Origin of the sequence: Paenibacillus sp. JNUCC-31, from assembly GCF_014844075.1 — a bacterium.
In the GTDB taxonomy this organism is placed as follows: domain Bacteria; phylum Bacillota; class Bacilli; order Paenibacillales; family Paenibacillaceae; genus Paenibacillus.
This window is the reverse complement of sequence record NZ_CP062165.1, coordinates 101,759-121,694: the sequence shown is the minus strand read 5'-3', so window position 1 is coordinate 121,694 and position 19,936 is coordinate 101,759. Positions and strand designations below refer to the sequence as shown.

Annotated in this window: 13 protein-coding genes and 2 pseudogenes; 13 read left to right on the top strand and 2 right to left on the bottom strand. The window is 42.1% G+C overall.

Annotation, left to right across the window (positions count from 1 at the left end; all coding sequences use genetic code 11):
• Positions 1-31 precede the first annotated feature (31 nt).
• The 3 genes and pseudogenes from JNUCC31_RS00455 (at position 32) to JNUCC31_RS00445 (ending at position 2,906) form a co-directional block, all read left to right on the top strand.
• Positions 32-1,473, top strand: a pseudogene (locus JNUCC31_RS00455) (glycoside hydrolase family 1 protein).
• A 17-nt stretch (positions 1,474-1,490) separates the two neighbouring features.
• A complete protein-coding gene (gene licT, locus JNUCC31_RS00450) occupies positions 1,491-2,342 on the top strand; it encodes a BglG family transcription antiterminator LicT (protein ID WP_192267544.1) in 852 nt (283 codons plus the stop codon).
• A 375-nt stretch (positions 2,343-2,717) separates the two neighbouring features.
• The gene (locus JNUCC31_RS00445) at positions 2,718-2,906 is read left to right on the top strand and encodes a hypothetical protein (RefSeq protein ID WP_192273552.1); all 189 of its coding nucleotides are present in this window, start codon (positions 2,718-2,720) and stop codon (positions 2,904-2,906) included.
• A gap of 320 nt (positions 2,907-3,226) precedes the next feature.
• Here the strand turns inward: JNUCC31_RS00445 and JNUCC31_RS00440 are convergent, their stop codons facing one another.
• Positions 3,227-3,838: a TetR/AcrR family transcriptional regulator gene (locus JNUCC31_RS00440; RefSeq protein WP_192267543.1), complete on the bottom strand. Its 612-nt coding sequence runs from the start codon at positions 3,836-3,838 to the stop codon at positions 3,227-3,229.
• A gap of 190 nt (positions 3,839-4,028) precedes the next feature.
• On the opposite strand from JNUCC31_RS00440, the gene JNUCC31_RS00435 reads away from it, so the two are divergent.
• The 3 genes from JNUCC31_RS00435 to JNUCC31_RS00425 all read left to right on the top strand — a co-directional run bounded on the left by JNUCC31_RS00435 (position 4,029) and on the right by JNUCC31_RS00425 (position 8,083).
• The gene (locus JNUCC31_RS00435; protein ID WP_192267542.1) at positions 4,029-4,808 is read left to right on the top strand and encodes a nuclear transport factor 2 family protein; all 780 of its coding nucleotides are present in this window, start codon (positions 4,029-4,031) and stop codon (positions 4,806-4,808) included.
• 1,087 nt (positions 4,809-5,895) lie between these two features.
• Positions 5,896-7,086 (top strand): glycine C-acetyltransferase, encoded by a 1,191-nt coding sequence (locus JNUCC31_RS00430; RefSeq protein ID WP_192267541.1) that lies wholly within the window; start codon positions 5,896-5,898, stop codon positions 7,084-7,086.
• A 37-nt stretch (positions 7,087-7,123) separates the two neighbouring features.
• Positions 7,124-8,083 (top strand): L-threonine 3-dehydrogenase, encoded by a 960-nt coding sequence (locus JNUCC31_RS00425; RefSeq protein WP_192267540.1) that lies wholly within the window; start codon positions 7,124-7,126, stop codon positions 8,081-8,083.
• Positions 8,084-8,170: 87 nt separating this feature from the next.
• On the opposite strand, the pseudogene JNUCC31_RS33015 reads toward JNUCC31_RS00425, so the two are convergent.
• A pseudogene (locus tag JNUCC31_RS33015) lies at positions 8,171-8,352 on the bottom strand (transposase); the annotation flags it as partial.
• Positions 8,353-8,943: 591 nt separating this feature from the next.
• On the opposite strand from JNUCC31_RS33015, the gene JNUCC31_RS00420 reads away from it, so the two are divergent.
• The 7 genes from JNUCC31_RS00420 (at position 8,944) to JNUCC31_RS00390 (ending at position 19,831) form a co-directional block, all read left to right on the top strand.
• The gene (locus JNUCC31_RS00420) at positions 8,944-9,819 is read left to right on the top strand and encodes an AraC family transcriptional regulator (RefSeq protein WP_192267539.1); all 876 of its coding nucleotides are present in this window, start codon (positions 8,944-8,946) and stop codon (positions 9,817-9,819) included.
• Between the two features lie 33 nt (positions 9,820-9,852).
• The gene (locus JNUCC31_RS00415; RefSeq protein WP_228469390.1) at positions 9,853-10,749 is read left to right on the top strand and encodes an alpha/beta hydrolase family protein; all 897 of its coding nucleotides are present in this window, start codon (positions 9,853-9,855) and stop codon (positions 10,747-10,749) included.
• A gap of 1,010 nt (positions 10,750-11,759) precedes the next feature.
• On the top strand, positions 11,760-13,352 hold the full coding sequence (locus JNUCC31_RS00410; protein WP_192267538.1) for a glycoside hydrolase family 32 protein: 1,593 nt from the start codon (positions 11,760-11,762) through the stop codon (positions 13,350-13,352).
• 894 nt (positions 13,353-14,246) lie between these two features.
• Positions 14,247-16,139 carry a beta-glucoside-specific PTS transporter subunit IIABC gene (locus JNUCC31_RS00405; RefSeq protein WP_192267537.1) on the top strand — a complete coding sequence of 631 codons (1,893 nt, stop codon included), beginning with the start codon at positions 14,247-14,249 and terminating at the stop codon, positions 16,137-16,139.
• Position 16,140: 1 nt separating this feature from the next.
• Positions 16,141-17,589: a glycoside hydrolase family 1 protein gene (locus JNUCC31_RS00400; protein ID WP_192267536.1), complete on the top strand. Its 1,449-nt coding sequence runs from the start codon at positions 16,141-16,143 to the stop codon at positions 17,587-17,589.
• Positions 17,590-17,668: 79 nt separating this feature from the next.
• Positions 17,669-18,511, top strand: a complete 843-nt coding sequence (gene licT, locus JNUCC31_RS00395; RefSeq protein ID WP_192267535.1) for a BglG family transcription antiterminator LicT — start codon at positions 17,669-17,671, stop codon at positions 18,509-18,511.
• A 972-nt stretch (positions 18,512-19,483) separates the two neighbouring features.
• Positions 19,484-19,831: a winged helix-turn-helix transcriptional regulator gene (locus tag JNUCC31_RS00390; protein ID WP_192267534.1), complete on the top strand. Its 348-nt coding sequence runs from the start codon at positions 19,484-19,486 to the stop codon at positions 19,829-19,831.
• Positions 19,832-19,936: the final 105 nt, after the last annotated feature.

Here is a 19,936-nt window from a genome sequence, read left to right as displayed (position 1 = left end):
TGATCTACATTAAAATGAAGGAGTGTTTGAGATGTTATATCAACACATCAAACCATTCCCCAATGAATTTCTGTGGGGAGGCTCTACCTCGGCCTATCAAGTGGAAGGAGCCTGGAACGAAGATGGCAAAGGCCTGTCCGTGATCGATATGTGTGATCATCCGGCTGGAACCGCCGACTTCACGGTTGCGAGCGACCACTATCACCGATTCAGAGAGGACGTGAAGCTTTTTGCAGAACTGGGGCTAAAAGCGTATCGTTTTCGATTGCATGGACTCGAATCTTGCCTTCAGGCACAGGGGCTGTTAATGAGAAAGGACTCGATTTTTATCACCAATTGATTGACGAATTGCTGCTCCATGGCATTGAGCCTATTGTCACCATGTACCATTTCGACCTACCCTACGAGCTTGAGAAAACCGGAGGATGGAACAACCGGGAGACGATCGATGCTTTTGTCGAGTACGGGCGTATCTTGTTTGAGCATTACGGGCATAAAGTGAAATATTGGTTGACCATTAATGAGCAAAATACGATGATTCTCCATCCGGGTGTCATTGGCACACCGAAGGGCGGACGTTTGCCTTCCAGTAAGGAACTGTATCAGCAAAATCATCATATGTTTGTGGCACAAGGCAGAACGATGCGGTTATTTCATGACATGCTCCCGCAAGGCAAGATCGGTCCTGCATTAAACATGACTTCCATGTACCAGGCAACCTCCAGACCAGCAGATGCAGTCGCTGCCCACAACTGGGAGACCATTCGCGGATGGGGTTTTCTCGACTTATCGGTGTGGGGACGGTATAATCCATTATTCTGGAATTATTTGCAGGAACGTAGCATCGAGCCGGTCATGGAGCAGGGGGACATGGAAGACATCCAGTCGGGCCGTCCCGATCTGGTAGCTATCAATTATTACTCAACGGCAACCATTGCCGCCAGTACGGGTGATGCGTCGGATGTTACAGCTCGTGCAGGTGATCAGCAAATTATGCTTGGTGAGCAGGGAGTGTACCGGGCCGCAGAGAATCCTTATACGGAAAAAACGAAATATGGCTGGGTTATTGATCCGGTTGGCCTACGGCTGACATTGCGTAAGGTATGTGAACGATATGGTCTCCCGATTTTAATTACGGAAAATGGGATAGGAGCTCCAGATGTACTGGAAGCAGATTATACGGTCAATGATTCGTACCGGATTGATTTTATCGAGAAACACTTGGAACAGATCAGACTCGCTCTATCGGATGGGGTGGATGTGATTGGTTATTGCCCTTGGTCCGTTATTGACGTGGTAAGCACTCATCAAGGTTATGGGAAACGTTATGGCATGATCTATGTAAACCGCGGTGAACAGGATCTGAAAGACTTGAAGCGCTTGAAGAAGAAAAGCTTCTCATGGTATCAGGAGGTCATTAAACAGAATGGCAGATGTATCGGAAATTCGGATCAGGCGGTCACGAAAGAATAAAGGATCGTGATGAATGCATGAGAGTAATCAAAATATTGAATAACAGCTTGCTTCTGACCAAAGATGAACAGGGACAAGAAATGATTGTCATGGGCAAAGGCTTGGCATTCAAAGGCAAAGTCGGCGAGCGACTCGATGAGGAGCACATCCAGAAACGATTCATTCTGCAAAATAATCCGTCTGCCCAGGCTTACGTACGAACCATCGAAAACATGCCAGAAAAACATGTGAATGTCATAAACAAATTGATTACCAATGCGAAAGAAAAGTTGTCTCTTGACGATCAAATTTTCTTTACGCTTATGGATCACTTGTCGTTTGCCATTGAACGATGGAAAAAAGGTGTAGCATTACAGAATCGCATGTTATGGGAGATCCAGAGGTTTCATCCCGTCGAATTCAAACTTGGCCTTGAAGCCGTTCAGATGCTGAATCTAGAACTGGGGGTTGAACTGCCGGAAGAGGAAGCAGGGAATATCGCTTTTCATTTCGTGAATGCCCAAACGCATGAACAAAATATGGAGCGCACGATGCAATCCGTTAAAATGTTAAAAGATATTTTTAACCTTATTCAATACACCTTTGATATGCAATTGAACAAAAACTCCATCCATTATGTGAGACTCGTCACACACCTGCAATTTTTCATCCAGCGTTTACAAGAGGGCCGCCTGGGCAATTCGCCGAAAGATTTCATCTTTCAGCACATGGTGAAGGAGCATCCTCTTGAATACAAATGCGCGGAGATGATCAAAACCTACGTGCAAAACATGCTGGATATCTCCATATCGAACGAGGAATTATTATATTTGATGATTCACATTGCTCGAATTGTGCAGGAGGAGCAAGGTGACGAGGGACGATTATAAAACAAAGTTAAAGTTATATTTCCTTACTTAGGGAGGAGCGATTCTCTGAACATCTGATGCTCTTGATTTCTGGCATGTTCATATGCCTTTTAGTAGGCAGGAAAAAAGATACTTTCTAACTATGACCGTTTTCCCGTATTCTTTCGGAAAACGGTCTTCGTATAGTGCCTGTGTGCAGTGTAATTTGCTGGAAGAGGCCTTGTTGGACTTCTTGAATGTGAAGCGGGAGGTGGATCGGGGTGATGACTAGCGGCTGTGTCGAGTCTAATACTTTATTTTATTTGAACAAGGAAAAAATACTTTTACAGTAATTGTAATTACGTTATAATACAATCACTAGATGGATTACCTAACAAAAAAAGTGAGATATTCTAATTGATTAGTGAAGTCTATGTAAAAGATATCGGAGGTATGGTTATGCTCAAGAAGAAAATTTCCAAAGCCCTGAGCGCAGCTTTAATCGTTTCTATGCTGGCTACTGGCGTGATAGTCGCTATCCAAGGTAAAACATCGTTAGAGGTAGCGAAGTCAGCAGGGGATAAAAAGGTTGAAGTTATTAAATGAAAAAGCTAGGTGCGACTCTAGTAGTCCCAATTAAGGGCTATTCGAAGCACCTGATGCGAAAGTCAACGGAATCAAAAAGACTCCAAATGTTGTATAAAAAAACCAAAGTTCCGATCAGGAATTTTGGTTTTTTTATTTACTTGCATGTAAAACAACTTAAAGAACAGAACAAGGAGAAGCTTCTGCCTAAATAAAATTAGTTTTTTCCAACCTAAGGGAAGAACTTAGTGCCATTGCTGAAAAGGTTAAGAAGATGGTACCAATGTCGATTAGAATATTAATCTGTTTCATTAAGCTAACGGGCAGAATAGCGCCCCTCGCTAATTTGATTCCTCGACGGGGATGCCGGCAGTCTTCAAATGCCCATAGGCAACAATTCTACTAAACTGAGATGAAGCTTCATTCGAAGGAAGAGGCTGATCGTTTTTAATCCACCAAATGACAATCCCCATGAAAGCCGATACGAGATATTCGAGCAGCAATTCTTTGGATATCGCTAAAGGAGCATTTACCTGATCAGCATTCCACCCCTCGTTTAATTTATCTTTAATGATATTCTCCATTTTTGCTCGAAACGGATAGATTCTCTTCTCTTCAATTAACATGGCGTAGTAAAAGGAAGTGTTGAGAGAAATATGTTCCAGTACCGTTTGCATGACTGTCTCAAGTATAGAAATACTGAACGGATTCATGCTGATGGGACAAAGGACGATCACATCCTTAAATTCGCTCAATAATTCATTAATACATGTATCTAATAAATCGGGTTTATTTTGGTAGTGAAGATAAAATGTATTTCGATTGATCATAGCCCGATCGGCAATATCCTGAATTGTTATCGCTTCATATCCTTTTTCCTGAATCAGCTCATAAAACGCTTTTCGAATCGATTGTTTCGTGCGAAGTATTCTTAGGTCGGTTTTCTTGTTCATTATTTCTGTCCCCTTCAATTTATTTGGAGCAGTTAAGCGACAAAGTTTGTTGAGATGTCTGTTATACTTCAAGACTAAAAATATTGAATATTGAGCGTAATATTACCCACTATTATAATGAGCTGTAGATAAATAAACAACATTATGTTCATTATTTATCTAATGACTATAAACTTTGGAGGATATACAAATGACATCAATAAACCAAAATGAGCTTGTCCATAAGGCAATCGCTGTTCTGGAAAGTTTTGAGAGCGGCAATCCTGAAGCAATTACAGCTTACATTCATCCAAAGCAATATATTCAGCACAACCAAGGCTTATCCGATGGTCGTGCGGCCATGCTTGATGCACTTGGCCATTTAAAGGAAATGGGTACGAAGGTAAGTGTTAAGCGTGCTTTGGTCGACGGAGATTATGTGGCACTTCATTCCGTATATGAGTTTTTCGGCTCCAAAATTATCATTGATATTTTCCGTTTTGAGAATGGACTGATCGTTGAACATTGGGATAATATGCAAGAGATGGTGGAAAAGACACCCAGCAATCATACGATGATAGACGGACCGGTCACGATAAAGGATATCGACAAGACGGATGCCAACAAAGAATTGGTCAAAAGCTATGTTGAGAACATCTTGCTTGGGAAGAACCCTGGCCTGCTTGTCGCTTACTTTGATGGGGATAACTACATTCAGCATAGTCCACATATAGCAGATGGCCTTTCCGGTCTCCATGCTGCATTGCAGGCACTGAAGAAGAAAAACATTGAATTTGAATATACTCATGTCCATCAGGTGATTGGACAAGGTGATTTTGTTCTTACAGTGAGTGAAGGTCTCTTCGACAATCAACGTACTGCTTTCTACGACATGTTCCGCGTGGAGAATGGAAAGATCGCCGAACATTGGGACGTCATCGAGGCCATGCTGCCGGCAGAAAAACGAAAGAATTCGAACAGCAGATTTTAAGTTTGATGCAGCTGAATCGCAAGAAAGACATCACTGAATTTAGTTATGGTGATGTCTTTGGCATTTGAGTGATAAGTTTTGACTTCTTATATCCATTACGATTAAGTGAACATGCGGGGCAGTTATATATCAAGGTGAGCTTTTTACAGATGAACATTGCAAGGTTGATCATCAACAATATGTTCATAATAAATGGACGAGGAGTAGCGGATGAGAAGACTGAAACAAAAAATGACGTGGCGGGGAATGGCAATCAGCCTGGTCGTGTTTCCGATTTCTGATTTAGATGACTATTTAAACAGTTAGTTGATCGAAAATGCTTTAATATATGGATTAGTCCTAGCAATAATCCTCATTAATATCCCTCTTCCTTGCATTAATTAAGTAAAGTATTACCACTAGATAGTGAGGTATCCAATCTTTTGGATCAAATGATGGTTCGTGTCCCGAGCCGAAGACAAGAACTTGTACCGATTACCGAATAGGCATTTTTTTTTGCTAAGGCAGTATTCCTTTGCGCAAGGGCTTGAAAAATAGCTTCGTTCAAGGAGTGCGTGCGTGTCGGGGCTGCGCGACAATGTGTTGCCGCCGATGGTGTCGAACACGACATCGACTCCACGGCCACCCGTTTCTCGCATGATGGCGTCGACATTTTCGGAAGAAACGAGTGTCTATTATATTGAAGATGCAGGAGTTTGTAGCTATGGAACTATAGTGGTCAGGAGAACCTAACCTCGGCAAGCGCTTTCGTACGGAGTCATCTCATTGCATTTGCCGCGGAAGAATCCCGTTTGAATCGGGGTAAATCGATTGATTTAAAGGAATAAGCAAAAGAAATAATGGCTGCACAAGAAGTTACCGAGCAGCAAAAGATATAAGCAAAGATTTAGTAGCGATTGCTTCCGGGAATGGGGGAAGCAATCGCTATGTGTTTTTGCGGATATTTTTATTTTCTGTCCGCCACATGTGTACAAAAAATAAAAAAGATGATACATTGAAATTAGTTTAATTCCTTTTATAACAGGGTTTTTTGGAGAAATACTATGTCTCCTGTACGAGGACATACGTATATCGAGGAGGGAATGGAATGTCAAGTCAAGCATTGGACCAATTTTTAAGTTCGAACATCGAAGATCTAAAGTCTAAAGGTCTATATAACGTCATCGATACGCTGCAGGGTGCAAATGGTCCTGTTATTCGTATCGACGGAAAGTCCCTAATCAATTTGTCTTCCAATAACTATTTGGGACTGGCAACAGATTACCGCCTGATTGATGCTTCAGTTAAGGCATCGCAGACATATGGGGCAGGCGCAGGGGCTGTGAGAACAATTAATGGTACGATGGATCTTCATATTGAGCTTGAAGAAAAACTGGCCCGTTTCAAAAAAACGGAAGCCGTTATCGTGTATCAATCGGGATTTAACTGCAATATGGCTGCTATATCCGCGGTAATGGACCAGCATGATGCGATTTTATCAGATGAGCTGAACCACGCTTCGATTATTGATGGCTGCCGTCTGTCGAGAGCCAAGGTGATTCGCTTTAAGCATTCGGATATGAATGATTTAAGACAGCAGGCCAAAAATGCCAAGGAATCCGGTCAGTACCATAAAATTATGGTCATCACCGACGGAGTTTTCTCCATGGATGGTGATATAGCAAAGCTGCCCGAAATCGTGAAAATAGCAGAAGAATTCGATCTGATTACTTATGTGGATGATGCCCACGGTTCGGGCGTTCTCGGAGCAGGTGCGGGAACCGTGAAGCATTTTGGATTGTCCGACCGCATTGACTTTCAAATTGGTACTCTTTCCAAGGCGATCGGCGTTGTCGGCGGTTATGTGGCGGGTAAAAAACAACTGATCGAATGGCTGAAGCTGAGAAGCCGTCCGTTTCTGTTCTCGACATCGCTACCTCCGGCTGCAATCGCTTCTTGCAGCGCTTCTGTCGACATTTTGATGAATGACAAAGAGCTGATCGAGAAGCTGTGGGAGAACGGCAATGATTTGAAAAATGGCTTGAGCCGGCTTGGATATGATGTAGGCCAAAGCGAAACGCCGATCACACCTTGTATCATTGGCGATGAAGTAACCACCCAACAGTTCAGCAAACGGCTCTATGAAGAAGGCGTTTACGCCAAGGCAATCGTGTTTCCGACGGTTCCGAAAGGAACCGGAAGAATACGCAACATGCCGACAGCTGCCCATACCAAGGAGATGCTCGACCAGGTGATCTCCGTTTATGAGAAAGTTGGCAAGGAAATGAAGCTGATATAGCTGCATTCGCGGGAGTATATTTCGGGAGGAATGTCTTATGGACAAAATTTTGGTGACCGGAGCACTAGGCCAAATCGGTTCTGAGTTAGTTGTTAAATTACGTGAAATTTATGGTGCGGATCACGTCGTTGCTACGGATCTCAGGTCATCAGCCCACGAAATTACCCGATCCGGGCCATTCGAGCTGCTGGACGTGACGAATGATAAGGCGATGTTCGAAATCGCCAAGCGGTACGAAGTTGATACCGTCATCCATTTGGCTGCGCTGCTGTCGGCTACCGCAGAGGAGAAACCGCTGCTTGCCTGGAATTTGAATATGGGCGGATTGATGAATGCACTTGAAATATCCAGAGAGCTCGGCTGCCAATTTTTCACTCCAAGCTCCATTGGATCTTTTGGTCCTTCGACTCCGAAAGACAATACCCCGCAGGATACGATCCAGAGGCCCAATACGATGTACGGCGTGAACAAAGTGTCCGGCGAACTGCTTTGTGATTATTATTTTCACAAATACGGCCTGGATACCAGGGGGCTGCGATTCCCGGGTTTGATATCTTATATGACGCCTCCCGGCGGAGGAACGACGGATTACGCGGTGGAAATTTATTACGCAGCCGTGACGGCTGGCCGATATACATCTTATATCGCAAAGGACTCAAACATGGACATGATGTATATGCCGGATGCCCTGAACGCTATCATCGAATTGATGGAAGCGGATTCTTCCCGGTTGATGCACCGAAATTCATTTAATGTCACCGCAATGAGCGTGGATCCGGAGGCGATCGCTGCAGCGATTCGGGATGAGTTTCCCGGCTTTATCCTCGATTATGACGTTGATCCGAAGAGACAGGCAATTGCCGATAGCTGGCCGCATTCCATTGATGCGACGGCAGCGAAGACAGAATGGGGATTTCATGCCCGCTACGACCTGAAGGCCATGACGAAGGATATGCTATCACAGCTAAGCGAGAGACAAATGCTTCGCAAGGCTTAAAGTTATTATGTATTCGCTGTGCAAAGCGAGTAGAAATACAAAAGAAGCTGCATCAAGAGGTTTGGCGTTACCCGGACCTTTTGTTGCAGCTTCTTTTTTCATCCTCCAGCCCAGACATTTCCGTGGTCTGTGGCTTATCAGATCAAGAACACGGCATAAAGCTTCGTCTGTCATTGGAGCGAAATCCGTGCATTTAGGAAAGCATTCTCGCAAAAGACCATTGGCATTCTCATTTGAGCCTGTTGCCAGGAGGAATAGGGGCTGCAAAATACACCTGTACAGAGCAACTATATTCAGCATTTTTTTCAATATTCTGGATTCCTCGGGACTACGTTACCAGAGCATGGATCCTTTCATCCGGCCACTTGATACCGAATCGGGAGTGGTAGAACAGGCTAAGACCATGTCGAGGGAGAAGAACATGGTACCATAAAAAGTGGTATTATCCCCTTCAAGTAGACACTTAAAAAAACCTTCATGTTATTATGGGGGTTCAAGTGAAACTTGGAGGGCATATTTTTATGGCGAAAAAAGGACAAACATTTCAGACAAGTAGACCGAAGAAATCAAAATGAAAGCAGTTAGAGCGTATGTCGAAGGTTCTTCAAGTTATAAAGCAGTCGCTGAGCGCGAAGGGGTTCGAAATTGTTCCCAACTGAAGGTATAGGTGATTTACTTGGAATAAATAAACTTTGTGTTTAAGTTTTGCTTTCGGTTGCCTGATGGGCGTTTAACAAGAATGCAGCTGATCCGGAACCTGACTGTGTTAATATACGAGAAAAAAGCACAATCCGCAAAAAAAATCAAAACAAGGCGTTTCGCATGCCGTAAAGTGAGAATATCTCCATGGAGGCATTGAAATGAACTATAAGGAATCAGTAATCAAGGCCATATCCTATATTGAAGATCATATGTTCGATGAGAATTTAAACGTTAAGATTACGGAGGTCACAGGCTATTCGCAATACCATTTTCACCGTATCTTCCTATCTGTTACACGATGCTCCGTTTCGGAGTACATCCGCAAGCGGAGATTGACTCGCGCGGCATATGATTTGTTTCATACCAACCAAAGGATTATCGAGATCGCCATAAAGTGCGGGTTCGAATCCCAAGAAGCTTTCGCACGCGCCTTTCGTAAAATGTTCTCCATCTCGCCTGGACAATTCCGCAAGCAAAGAGACATGAAGGATACGTTGTTCCGGACCATGGAAATGCATCCTTTGAATGAAGAGAGGTTGCAACATTTGCACACTGGTATTTCTCTCGAACCTTCTTTAGTTCACATGGAAAAGTTGAATCTGGTTGGCATGTCGATAAGAGGTGTCGAATCGGACGAGGTCGGATTGTTATGGCGAAGCTTCAGGCAGAGAGTTTCTGAAATCAAGCGAAAACCTAACTCGGAAGGCATTTATTATGCGGTTATTGAACTTACAGGTGAGCAATGGGAAGTCTCTTATACCGCATGTGTCGAGGCTGACAACGAAGCAAGTCCGGTTCCAGCAGGGATGATTGCCAAGCTGTTCCCAGCAACAACTTATGCAGTATTTTCACACAAGGGGCCGTTAGACAGACTCAATGATACTTTCCAGTACATCTACGAAACATGGTTACCCCAGTCGGGCAGCGTTCGTACCAATGCCCCGGAATTCGCGCGTTATGACCAGCGATTTTTAGGTCCGACAAACGAGGACTCTGTACTGGACATTTATATTCCAATTCGTTCACCATCATAAAGAGTACGAATCACAAGAAGAGGGGAATTCGAGATGAACAAAAATGCTGAAATTATAGAAGGATACGCGGGATACTGCGAGGTGAAGATAACCGACCCTTCGTTGGGGATAACCTTCCCCATGATCGTCATGTATCCGGCAGATTCCCCGGAACAGACCCATCAGTTAGGTCCGTATCCTATTGAGGTGGCCAAAGATGCGGCACCACGAAAGGGGAAGTTTTCGCTGGTTATCATTTCACACGGTTCAGGTGGTTCTCCGTTTGTATACCGGTCAATTGCCCGGCATTTGGCGCGAAGCGGCTTTATCGTTGGTCTCCCCGAACATCCGCACAATAATCGCAATGATAATAGTCTGGAAGGTACGGTCACCAATCTCACCAATCGCCCCCGACACCTTTGCCTTGCGGCTGACTGGTTTTCTGAAGATGAGAGATTCAAAGGGCTGATCGAGTCGGACAGTTTTTCGGTCATTGGGCATTCCATGGGCGGATACACAGCGTTAGCGGTAGCAGGAGGCGTCCCGACTTCCTTCCCTAACGAAAGTCCATACGGGCAGCCGTACCCGATCAAGGTTACGCGCGATCGGCGCATTCGATCCCTGGTTTTGCTGGCGCCGGCGTCCGTTTGGTTCCGGAATGAAGGAGCGCTTAGCAGTGTGAATCTCCCCATTCTGATGATGGATGCGCAGCATGATCCGTACACGCCGCCTTTCCACGCTCAAATCGTCTTAAATGGTGTTGCAGACCCACGAAAGGTTCTCTATCGGACTGTTGAGAACGCTGGACATTTTTCCTTCCTGAGCCCGTTCCCATCTGCGATGATTTCACCAGCCTTTATCCCCTCGCAGGACCCGCCTGGCTTTGATCGCTTACGATTTCACGAAACGTTGCAGGCAGAGATAGCCGGATTTCTGTCCATCCAGCATTAATGTGCACACTAATTTATGTTTGGTGGGAACTATCGAAGAATGATAGCAGAATATACCCACGAGGGCAGTCGGTCACACGATCGGCTGCCTTTGTTGAATGATATAGCAGGTCAAAGTATCAGTTAAAACCCGGAACCGACTGGGCATCGGGATATCATTTCCGTCTAGCCATGGTCAACGGTCAAACATGTATTAATGTCTATGGATACGATACCCAAGGGAACTTTATAAAGCTGTTTTTCAACGCAAAAGACGGACAACTTTTGTTAAACTAACGAGGAACGTTAGCTCAATAAAATAGCGACAGTCTAAGGCTTTATTTACTGCTGACACCAGATCGAAAGAAGTTTATGAGAGACTTCGGAATTAGTGTGATACAGCACTATCAGTACAATGTAAAATAGTACAAACAAAATGGTAAAGAACGTCCAAATGAAATAACCGTATTTTTGACGAGTCATACTCATCAAGAATACGGTTATTTCATTTTGCAGAATTATCATACATTTGATGATTAGGAAACATGAGTGCTAGTGCAGATTCACTGATTGGTTGTTTGATTACAATAAGTGAGATCTGATACAGCTGTTTTTTTACTAATGGATGAAATTATATGAACATCCTTGATACTCCTCTCATTACTGTCAATGGTGGCTAATGCAGGCTCGCTGGGATGGCAGGATAGATTAAATTAACGCTTTTCAATATCATCTTTAGTTTACATTTGCAAATTACGTTGTTTAAAAATTAAGAAGACTATTTAGATTGACTTAAATAAAAGTTGTTATTATCGATTAATCCGCCATAAAATGTGCAAATGTAAACTTGAGAAAGAAAAAAACAAATAAATATTGTGCAATATACAAAAAATACTTTGACAAATGAAAACTGTTGGATTATTTTGTTAATAAGGAATGTATTTTTAAACACATTAAGGCATGCAATCCTATTAGTAAGAAAAAAAGTTTTAATATTACTTTTTTTTAGATTCTAAATTTCCTCAAGGGAGAGTGAACAAAATTAAAAAAGTAAACTTATTAGGTGAAAATAGTATCAGCAAAGGGCCAGAAAACTTTATTTATAAAAATGAATACAGACCTCAAATACATTATTCACCTAAGGGAAATTGGATGAATGATCCTAACGGAATGGTTTATTACGAAGGAGAATATCACCTTTTCTACCAACATACTCCTCACGATACGCAGCCTGACTTCGGCAGAATGCATTGGGGTCATGCAGTAAGTAATGATTTAGTACATTGGGATGAACTTCCACCAGCCATCCCGCCTGGGGAAGATGGAGCGATCTTTTCGGGAAGTGCAGTAGTCGATAAGAACAATACAAGCGGATTCTTCAACGAAGCAGGATCAGGATTGGTTGCAATTTATACTAATGATGGCAACAGCGCTCAGCCCGGTAAACCACAGGTTCAAAGCATCGCATACAGCAAAGATAAAGGTCGAACTTGGTCAAAATACGAAGGTAACCCTGTTTTATTCCCCAAAGAAACGCTAGACTTTCGGGATCCAAAGGTATTCTGGCATGAAGAATCTTCAAACTGGGTAATGGTTCTTGCTGTAAGAGACCGTGTAGAATTTTACACATCTTCGAATCTTAAGGACTGGTCTTTTGAAAGTGATTTCGGTTCCGATATTCCAGGTATCCATCGTGGAATATTTGAATGTCCTGAGGTGTTTGAAATCCAAGTGGATGAGGACCCTAATACCACAAAGTGGATTCTGATACTAAGTGTCGGAGATAGAAATGGCGTAAATCCAAACGATTCAGAGCCACCCGCAGGTGGTTCTGGCATGATGTATTTTATTGGTGACTTTGATGGGAAGGTTTTTAAACTAGATGAAACATTAGAATCATTCGATACAATCAGATGGATAGATTACGGATCTGACTTTTATGCGGCCGTGACCTGGGATAGTATCCCGAATGAGGACGGGCGAAAGATTTGGGTCGGCTGGATGAACAATTGGCGTTATGCTTCCACTCTTCCTTCCAAGGAATGGCGTGGCCACATGTCAATCCCACGCGAGATTCAGCTTAGGACGTATTCGGAAGGTCTTCGCTTAACTCAATCACCCGTAACTGAGTTAAATCAACTTAGAAGACCGATGCTGTCTCTGCAAGACATTACGATTAAACCAGATCTGAACGTTTTGGCTGCTGTTTCTGCTGCGAAGATGGAAATTATTGCGGAATTTGAAATCGGTACTGCAACAGAATTCGGGTTCAAGGTGCGAAAATCTTCCTCTTCCGATCAGGAGACAGTCATCGGATATACTGTCTTGAATGAGGAGTTGTTTGTCGACCGGACGAAGTCGAACACCGTTGATTTCCATCCCGATTTTGCTGCAAAACACAAGGCCCCCATGAAGCCAGAGCATGAACGGATACAGTTGAGCATCTATGTTGATTGGTCTAGTGTAGAGGTCTTTGGTAACAATGGAACAACCGCTATTTCAGACATGATTTTCCCGCACTTGGAAAGTTGCGGACTAGAACTCTATGCCCTTGGCGGAGAACTAAAGGTCATGTCGCTTCAAATTAATGATCTGGTAAGCATTTGGGGAAATGAGACTATTTAGACTTTAGCAATGGCTTGATTCTATGAAACGGTTTATTACTTCGCGGTTTTGGGCATCCGATCTGAACTTGGTGTCCAAAACCAATTAAAACGTGTTTACCTATCACCGTATTGGAGAAATTAGCCTCAACAACAAGTAAAAAAAGAAAATCATCTGGCAGCAAAATTATATGCCCGACTTGGGTATGAAATTACATCTGAAATAAGTAAACCCACTGTGTCATTGTACAGAATGGTAAAAAAATTAAAGTAATAGTACTAAAGGGAAAAGAGCATACCGATTTATGAGTTTTCTCCCGCATTCAGCGCATAATCATAGTACTTTCAGACTTGTGAACAGTATTACTCATCGTATTAGACCCGCGTTTCAATGGGGATCCCTGAAGAAACTAATTGTAAAATGGCGATCGAATACTTAGAACTAATTTCTAACCTTAGTTAGATAGTCATGAATATTTCAGGTTAGAGTGTAGATAGTACAATCATAACAAGATGGTAACCGATAAGAAATCGAGGAATGGATATATCAGAAGATCAACAACATGATTCGGAACTTCTTCTTATAGAGTGTAAAAAGTTGGTAGTCCGGCCACACAGAGTTATCCCTCGTGTCAGTGACCTGCCGCCTCTTAAGTGCTTTTTTTAAAATTAAGATGAAGAGCTTTACTTTTATAAAATTATCATGTATGATCTTGTCAGATAAATGGAATCGCTTTATTCCGGAATGAACATGGGTTTCTTTATTTTATAACTTTATAAATTTACTTACCGAGTGTGTTACTGATAATGCAGGCAAGGCTTGGATGAAGTATTGGAATGGTACATTGTTGATGTGCTTTCCTCTACTTTATTCAGGCCTTTTTCGTTTTCAGATAACCAAGAAGAGGGGATAACGATGAACTATAAAGAAACAGCATCCCAGATATTAAGGGGCGTAGGCGGGCAAGGGAATATTGAAAACGTATACCATTGCTCTACACGGTTGAGATTTAAACTCAAGGATGATGCTAAAGCTGACAAAAAAGAAATTGAACAGATCAATGGAGTGATTGGTGTCGTGAATAGTGGCGGTCAGTTCCAGGTGATCATTGGAAACGACGTAAGTTACGTATACCGGGAACTACCCCAAAATGGAGATGTTTCTTTAAGCTCTGAGAAAGCGTCTTCTAAAAAGAAATTTAGTGCGGGGTCCATACTGGAAGTCATCTCGGCAATATTCCAACCACTTGTTCCAGCAGTTTCAGGAGCAGGGATGCTCAAAGTACTCCTGCTATTGTGTTCGATGACCGGAATACTAAGCACAGATTCACAAACCTATATCATTCTTAATAACCTTGCAGATGCTGCATTTTATTTCCTGCCTGTTCTGGTTGCTTATTCGACAGCTGTTAAGTTTAGATCGAGTGTGCCATTAGCCATGACAGTTAGTGCAGCATTACTTCATCCGAAAATTACAGCATTATTTGCTGAGGGCAATCCACTTTCATTGTTCGGTATTCCTGTAACTCCCGCGAATTACGGTGGACAAGTGGTGCCGATTATTCTGATCGTATTATTCATGGGTTATATCCAGCGCTTCGCAGACAAAGTATCGCCTAATGTGGTGAAAATATTTCTTAGTCCACTCATTGTTATATTGATCACTGGACCTGTAGCTCTTTTGGCGCTCGGCCCGATTGGTGTTTTCTTGGGTAACGGACTCACAGAAGGTATCTTGTTGATTCAGCAGCATGTTGGATTTGTTGCCGTAGCCATTTTAGCCGTATTGATGCCTATCTTCGTATCGCTGGGTATTCATAAGGTGTTCATTCCTATTATGGTTTCAACCATCGCCAACCCTGGGTATGACATGCTGATTCTGGTTGCACATCTTTGCTCAAACTTTGCCCAGAGTGCTGCCTCCTTTGCCGTGGCCACTCGTACAAAAAGCAAGTCTTTGCGTCAGCTTGCGATTTCTTCCGGCGTGACTGCCTCCTTTGGTATTTCAGAACCTGCACTTTACGGTGTTACGATGAAGCTCAAAAAACCATTGTATGCTGCCATGGCAGGAGCTGGGATTGCAGGGATTTTTGCAGGACTAATGCAGCTTAAAGCCTATGTTCCAGTGGGGCCAGGGTTTGCTTCACTTCCCATGTTCGTTGGAGCGGACAATAACTTTTTAATCGCCATTATCACGTTAATCATTTCATTTATTGCGACATTTATTATCGCTAGATTCATTGGATTCAACGATCCTGTGGATCCCAATGCCGAAGTCGTAAATAACGTTGCTGCTCAGACAGAAGTTATTACTTCTTCTCAACCGGCAGCTTCAGGTAAAACGGATACGGTTAACCTATTTGCTCCACTTCGCGGAAAAAGTATTCCTCTGAGTGAAGTATCCGATGAAGTCTTCTCCAAAGAAATGATGGGTAAGGGAATTGCCTTTCTTCCTGAAGATAACATTCTGTATTCACCAATGGATGGGACGGTTTCCCCTTTGTATAAAAGCAAGCATGCGTTGGGACTGGTCTCGGAAGATGGAGTTGAACTATTGATTCATATTGGAATTGATACTGTAAAGATGAAAGGTTCCGGATTTAAAGCTTTCGTAAATACTGGGGATACGGTATCCAAAGGGGACAAATTGATCGAATTTGATATGGATGCCATAAAAGCTTTTGGTTTGGATACAACCACCATGATGATCGTAACCAACACAGACAAATTTTCAGAAATTACGGGGAACTCACCCGCTAAAGTACAACCTGGAGATGCCATCATGACACTAACTAAAGGAGATGTCTAATATGAATAACTTATATCAATTTCCGAAAGGTTTTCTGTGGGGAGGAGCCACAGCTGCCAATCAGATCGAAGGGGCCTGGAACGAAGACGGTAAAGGAGTCAGCACACTAGATATGTTTACAGGTGGCTCCATTCACCAAAAACGTCGGATCACATTGGAAATGGACCCTGCCGAACGTTATCCTACCCATGAAGCGATTGATTTTTATCATCGATATGAAGAAGATATTAGACTTTTTGCAGAAATGGGTTTCAAGATGTTCCGGTTCTCCATAAACTGGACGAGGATTTTTCCGAATGGGGATGAACTGGAGCCAAATCAAAAAGGGCTTGAATTCTATGATCGAATCTTTGCCGAGTTGAAAAAATATAATATTGAACCCCTCGTCACCATCGCTCATTATGAATTTCCGTTCCATCTCTCCAAAACGATTAACGGTTGGGCGAGTAGAGAGATGATAGAGCATTACTTGCGGTATTCCGAGGTTATCATGAATCGTTATAAAGACGATGTGAAATATTGGATTCCATTTAATGAAATTAACTGTATTACCCTTTCACATAAAGCATATCAAGCGGGCGGGATTATCTCTGATGAAAACGGTAGTCTTATTGATCTCACGAAAGATAATGCCCAGCTTCGGTTCCAGGCTCTACATCATCAGTTTGTTGCTTCTGCATTGACGGTGATGAAAGGGAAAGAAATTAATCCGAATTTTCAATTTGGATCCATGTTGACCCATTTTACGTTTTACCCGCTGACATGTAATCCTGAAGATATTATGTTAGCTACCCGTGAAATGCAAATGAAGATTTACTTCTGTTCCGATGTGCTTCACCGTGGATATTATCCGTCCTATTCAAAACTATTTTTCCAGCAGGAGGGAGTTACCCTTCAGCAGGAGCCGGGTGATGCCGAAATTCTACGGAAAGGAACTGTTGATTTCACTACGTTCAGCTATTACATGTCTGTCTGCGTGAGTTCAGATCCAAACCAAGAACAGACGGGTGGAAACCTGCTAGGCGGAGTCAAAAATCCATACCTTCAAGAGAGTGAATGGAAGTGGCAGATTGATCCGATCGGCTTACGCTATACGTTGCATACACTGTATGACCGTTATCAAGTACCGTTGATGATTGCAGAGAATGGATTGGGTGCCGTGGATACCATGGATGAGAACGGGAACATTAATGATGATTATCGTATTGATTATTTAAGAGAGCATATTAAAGAAATGAAACAAGCTATCGCAGAAGGCGTTGATCTGATTGGTTACACGAGCTGGGCTTGTATCGACTCTGTTTCACTTGGTACAGGTGAGATGAAGAAACGTTATGGTTTTATCTATGTGGATAAGCATGATGACGGCACTGGAAGTTTGAAGCGAATCAAGAAAAAGTCTTTTGATTGGTATAGAGAAGTGATCGCGAGCAACGGAGAAAACCTTTAACTCCAGCTTGATGGATGGGCTCAGGACCTGCTGATGCGGGTTCTGAGTTTATGTAGTTTTAAGGAGGAAGCAATCGATTATGAAAATTATTAAAATTCTGAATAATAGTATCGTTCTTGCAGAGAAGGATACTGGTGAAGATGTCGTTGTCATGGGTAAAGCTATCGGATATAACAACAAGATTGGTAATCGCATTGACTCTTCCAAAATCGAAAAAATCTATGTTCTTGAAGACCAGTCCGTTTCAGAAAATTTGATTAAATTGATGGAGGAGACACCACCAGAGTATTTGGAGATCACCCGGCGAATTGTTGAAGTGGCAGAAAAGACATTAGGATCAAAACTTTTCGATTCGGTATACGTTACTTTGACAGACCACCTTCATATGGCGGTTCTCCGCTTCAAGTCAGGGATGACATTACAGAATAGATTACTTTGGGAAGTCAAAAAATTCTATCCGAAGGAATTTGAAATTGGCCTTATGGCGCTGAACGAAATTGAATCTGGTTTAGGACTTCAATTACCAGAAGAAGAGGCGGGGAACATTGCTTTCCATATCGTAAATGCACAAAAAAATGAAGGTAATCTGCAGGACGTTATATTTGTCACCACGTTTATTAAAGATGTTACCAAAATGATAAATCACTACTTTGCCATTGAATTGGATACCAACTCCATCAATTATTCACGCTTTGTGACTCACTTGCAATTTCTGGCTCAGCGTTTACTGGAGGAGCGAACATTAGATTCTGATAATTTCTTTTTGTATGATAACATAAGCTCCACCTTTGCTAAAGAGCATCAATGTACCCTTGTCATAAAATCTTATATCGAGAAATCATTTAAATTCATTTTAACCAAAGAGGAACAGATCTATCTGACCATTCATATTAGCCGTCTATTAATCAATTCAAATGAATGAGGTCTTTATCTTTTAATAGGTAAACCAACTCCACGGGAGGATGTTTGCCTATACATACATATTGTTTAGTAAGTAGTATAAGGGATATTGAGTTTTGGAAATACTTCCAATTGAATGGAACTATTTTTTGCGCCATATGATTGAGGCTGGTGTGGCCGGGGAATAGAATTTTTGTCGAGGGACAAGAACATGTTCCTATTGAAGTCGCTATTTTAGCGGCTTTTTTATTTTATCGGTACAAGTTCGTGTCCCGAGCCAAGGACAAGAACTTGTACCGATTGCCGGAATGGACAAGAACATAGTCCGATTACCGATTAGATGGGTATCTAAATGAGAAGAAATGTAATTAAAACCTCAATAAGCAGCATTATACAGGACAGTTTTCGCATTTCAGATCTGAGTAGAAGTGTTGTGTCTCTTATGGGTGACAGAAACACTGAATGCTGTTTTATAGTCAAAGAAACCAGCTTCAATGATCGGAAGTACTTCGATTAAAACTGTGATCTCATTTGAATTAGATAAAACAAACTCGTAAAAGCACTTTAGCAAAGAAGTGGAGAGGATGCTGGATGTGTCTTTTGGCTCGAGGAATGAAAACATATACCGATATCGTACTTAGTGCTGATCCTGTCATTGTTGAGGGACAAGAACATGTTCCTATTACCGATTAGGCGTATATCTAATCGGTATTTCACCTTATTTCATAAAGCCAACGGGCATGGATTTATCCATTCCTAGTTAAGGTTCGCGTTCAGCTCTTTTTGTTCGCATTTGAATTTTGAAAAAGGATAAATAACTCAGGCATTTTGAGCAATCATTTCCCGTTAGTTCAATCGTCTTAAAGAATATCTGATTTAAACAGATCATGTAATAGCATTGATTAAAACTGACAGAATATAGGGCAAGGGAGGTGGATTTAATCAACACATGTACTATAATAATGGAAATTAAATAAGGGATGGTGTTTCTCAATTGAAAACTTTTTATTGTGATCTGGAAATAACCTTAGATGTCATTGGCGGAAAGTGGAGACCTCTTATTCTGTATTACTTAATAAAAGGTCCTAAACGGACCGGTGAATTGAAAAGGCTCATACCATCAATTTCTCAGAAAATGTTGGTACAGTCGTTGCGGGAGTTGGAGAGTAATAATTTGATTATAAGAAAAATGTTCAATCAGGTACCACCAAAAGTGGAATATGCAATATCAGAAATGGGTATGTCACTTGAACCCACTTTGCGAGCTCTTTGTGATTGGGGGCAGGATTACGCAGAGAAGACATGGAACAAGGATGAATATCGGAGATTAAATGTAGAATAGAGTAATTTAAAAAATTAAATTAATTTATTCTTTACTTTATCACAATTATCACTTTTTGGTTACTATATAACTAAAAAGTACGTACTATTTTAAAAGTGATACATA